The organism is Actinocrinis sp., from assembly GCF_035946395.1.
Taxonomy (GTDB): Bacteria; Actinomycetota; Actinomycetes; order Streptomycetales; family Catenulisporaceae; genus Actinocrinis.
Genome location: NZ_DASYZI010000327.1, coordinates 1 through 3599, shown reverse-complemented (window position 1 = coordinate 3599; position 3599 = coordinate 1). Strand labels below are relative to the sequence as shown.

Annotated in this window: 3 protein-coding genes and 1 pseudogene; all 4 read left to right on the top strand. The window is 72.2% G+C overall.

The genetic code is table 11. The features are described 5' to 3' along the window. Positions 1-507 (top strand): annotated as a pseudogene (locus VGS97_RS20550) (hypothetical protein); the annotation flags it as partial. A gap of 30 nt (positions 508-537) precedes the next feature. Beyond that, positions 538-2676: a S9 family peptidase gene (locus VGS97_RS20545; RefSeq protein WP_326855229.1), complete on the top strand. Its 2139-nt coding sequence runs from the start codon at positions 538-540 to the stop codon at positions 2674-2676. Positions 2677-2824: 148 nt separating this feature from the next. Then, positions 2825-3403 (top strand): sigma-70 family RNA polymerase sigma factor, encoded by a 579-nt coding sequence (locus tag VGS97_RS20540; protein WP_326855227.1) that lies wholly within the window; start codon positions 2825-2827, stop codon positions 3401-3403. After that, the coding region (locus tag VGS97_RS20535; protein WP_326855225.1) for a hypothetical protein at positions 3400-3599 on the top strand (200 nt) is incomplete at its 3' end. The genes VGS97_RS20540 and VGS97_RS20535, both read left to right, overlap by 4 nt.

Below are 3599 nucleotides of genomic sequence, written 5' to 3'. Positions count from 1 at the left end.
CCGACGGCGGTGGTCCCGTGGCAGTGGGCGGCTTCGTCGATGCCGACGATCGTGCGCGCGGTGTGGCGGCTGACCCCCGGCGCGCCGGTGGTCGCGGCGCTGGGCCGCGTGGTGCCGGGGGCACGGCGGCTGGGCATCGTGGACGTGCCCTCGCTGGTCGGCGTCGCGGCGCTGGAACGGCTCGGCAAGAACCCGGCGGCGACAGGGCCGATCACCGACGGGCAGGGCCGCATCCGCTTCCTGGTCGACCTGGGCGAGGACGAAGAACCCGAATACGGCTTGGCCAAGTGGCGCGAGGTCGGGGTGGACCTGCGGGTATGGGGGCGCGGCCGGTTCTGCCCGCTGCCGACTCCGGGCGCGGTCGGGCCGTCGTGGGTCGTGTGGGCGATTCCGCCCGATCCGGACCGGCGCACGCTGCCGCACGCACGCCAGGTGACCGCCGTCTTGGACCGTGCGGTGCGCGACGCGTACCCGGAACTCTGGGATGTAGTGGTCAGACAGTCGTGACGGTAGTGACAACCCAATACGATCGGAAGCATGGTCGAACCGGTGTCCTTTCCCAGGCAGTACGCACGCACGCAGCGCTTCACGCTCGGCACGCCGCGTGCCTTCGCGATCTCTCCCGACACGGCGCGGATCGCGTTCCTGCGCACCAGAACCGGCGCCGACCGGGCGACCTGCCTCTGGACCGCCGACCCGGAGACCGGGGCTGAGCGGCTGATCGCCGACCCGGTGGACCTGCTGGCGGGAACCGCGGGCGAGCAGCTGACGGCCGAGGAGCGGGCACGGCGGGAACGCTCGCGCCAGGGCGCCGCGGGGATCGTGGACTTCGCCGCAGACCGCATGGTGCGCGTCGCGGCGTTCGCTCTCTCGGGGCGGCTCTTCGCGGCCGACCTGGTGGCCGGGAGCGTGCGGGAACTGCCCGCCGAGGGGCCGGTGATCGACCCGCGCCCGGATCCGGCCGGCCGGCACGTGGCCTACCTCTCCGGTGGTGCGCTGCGCATCATCGGCATCGACGGTACGGACGATCGGGCGTTGGCCGAGCCGGACGGCCCGAACGTGACGTACGGCGCCGCGGACTTCATCGCCGCCGAGGAACTGGATCGGTTCCGCGGCTACTGGTGGTCGCCGGACGGGACGCAGATCCTGGCCGCGCGAGTGGACGAATCCCCGGTGGCCCGCTGGCACATCGCCGACCCGGCCAACCCGCAGCAGCCCGGCCACGAGGTCGGCTATCCGGCGGCGGGCACGGCCAACGCCGTCGTCACCGCGGTGCGGCTGGGGGTGGACGGCTCGCGGGCTTCGGTGGTGTGGGACACCGCCGGGTTCGAATACCTCGCCGCGGTGCACTGGTCGTCGCACGGCCCGGCGCTGCTCGCGGTGCTTTCCCGGGACCAGCGCACCGGACGCGTCCTCGCGGTGGAACCGGACGGCTCGACCACGACCGTGGCCGAGGAGCGCGACGACACGTGGTGCGAGTTCTTCCCCGGAGCGCCCGCCTGGTCCGCGCGCGGCAAACTGGTCCGGATCGCGCCGCGTGGCGACGCCTACCGTCTGCTGATCGGCGACCGGCCGGTCACCCCGGACGACATGCAAGTCCGCGCCGTGCTGGGCTTGGACGGCGACTACGCGTACCTGTCGGTCTCCGTCGACGACCCGACGAGGATCCACGTCGTGCGCATCGCCCTGCCCGACGGGAACGAACCCGCGCCCGGCGGCTTCGAGCACATCAGCTCGGCCGACGGCGTCAACGCGGCGGTGATCAACGGCTCGCTGGCGGTGGTCACGTCGGCGACGCTCGACGAGCCGAACCGGCGGGTGATCGTGACCCGGATCGGCGGCGGGGGAGCGAAGCAACTGAGCGAGCTGCGATCGGTGACCGAGCGGCCGCAGATCACGGCCCGGCCGCAGGAACTCGTGCTCGGCGAGCGCGGGCTGCGCGGCGTGCTGCTGCTGCCCGCAGACCACGCGCCGGGCACGATGCTGCCGGTCCTGCTCGACCCCTACGGGGGCCCGCACGCACAACTCGCACTCGCGTCGCACAACGCGTACTTGTCCCCGCAGTGGTTCGCCGACCAGGGCTTCGCGGTCCTGGTCGCGGACGGCCGGGGCACTCCGGGGCGCGGCCCGGCCTGGGATCGGGCGGTGCGCGACGACTTCGCCGGAGTCACCCTGCAAGACCAGGTGGACGCGCTCGACGCCGTCCTCAAGCAATTCCCCGACCTCGATCGTGACAGGGTGGCGATCCGCGGCTGGTCCTACGGCGGCTACCTCGCCGCGCTCGCCGTGCTCAAGCGCCCTGACGTATTCCACGCGGCAGTAGTCGGAGCCCCGGTAACCGACTGGCGGCTGTATGACACCGGATACACCGAGCGTTATCTGGGCCACCCCGATCACGCGCCAGAGGTCTACAACGCCAACTCGCTGTTCCCGCACGCCGGTCCGGGAGCCTGGGACTGGGCCGAACCGCACCGGCCGATGATGATCATCCACGGCCTCGCCGACGACAACGTGGTCGCGGCGCACACGCTGCGACTGTCCTCCGAGCTGCTCGCCGCCGGACGCCCGCACGAGGTGCTGCCCCTGTCGGGGGTGACCCACATGACGCCTCAAGACATCGTCACCGAGAACCTCATGCTGCTTCAGGTGGACTTCCTGAGGCGCGCGCTGGGGTAGGTGCGCGCGCCCCCGTGACTGAACCGTGACAACCGTGCGCCCCGAACGCCGTCTTTAGAGGTCGGAAGCGGAGTCCGCGGACCAGTACTCTTTCTGGACGGGCGGTCATGGGTGGATCGGGTGCGCTCCGGAACGCAGGTGACGGCCGATGACCATCACCTCCGTCGGGGCAGGGATGAGCGACACCGCTGACAACTGGCCGGTGCTGGCCGCGCCGGAGTTGGCCGGACCGCCGTCGGGGCGGCCTCGGCCGGATGCCGACGCGCTGGCCGCCGAGCTGTTCGCCGCGCACTACGCACGGCTGGCCGGCTGGTGCCGCAAGCTGCTGGACGACGACGACACCGCGCACGAGATCGCGATGGAGGCGTTCACCCGGCTGCTCGGCCGGCTGCGCCGGGTGGACGATCCCGTCGGCTACCTGTACGTGATAGCCGCCAACCTGGTCCGCGATCACTGGCGCAAGACCCGCCGGGAGAGAGAACTGCTGCGGCAGACGAAGCAGACGTACACGGCGGCCGGCGGCGAGGCCGAGTTCCACGGCACCGACCTGCGGACACTGGTCGAGGCGCTGCCGGACCGGCAGCGGGTGTCCGTGCTGCTGTACTACTACGCCGGGTTCCCCCTCGCGGACGTGGCCCGGTTGACGAATCGACCTGCGGGCACGGTCAAGAGCGACTTGTTCCAGGCCCGCGCGCAACTGCGCCAAGCGCTGGACGGCACCCGATGAACAACGACGCACAGACTCCCGACGATCCGCGCCGCCGGGACCAGTCCAAACCGCCCCGGCCCGGACCGGACCCGTTCGAGGACTCCCTGGCCGAGACCTGGGACACACCCGACGCGGCGGTCGACCGGCGGTTGCGAGCCCTGGTCGGCCCGGTGACCCCGCTGTACCCCCCGCCCTACGGCTACGAGCGGGTGGC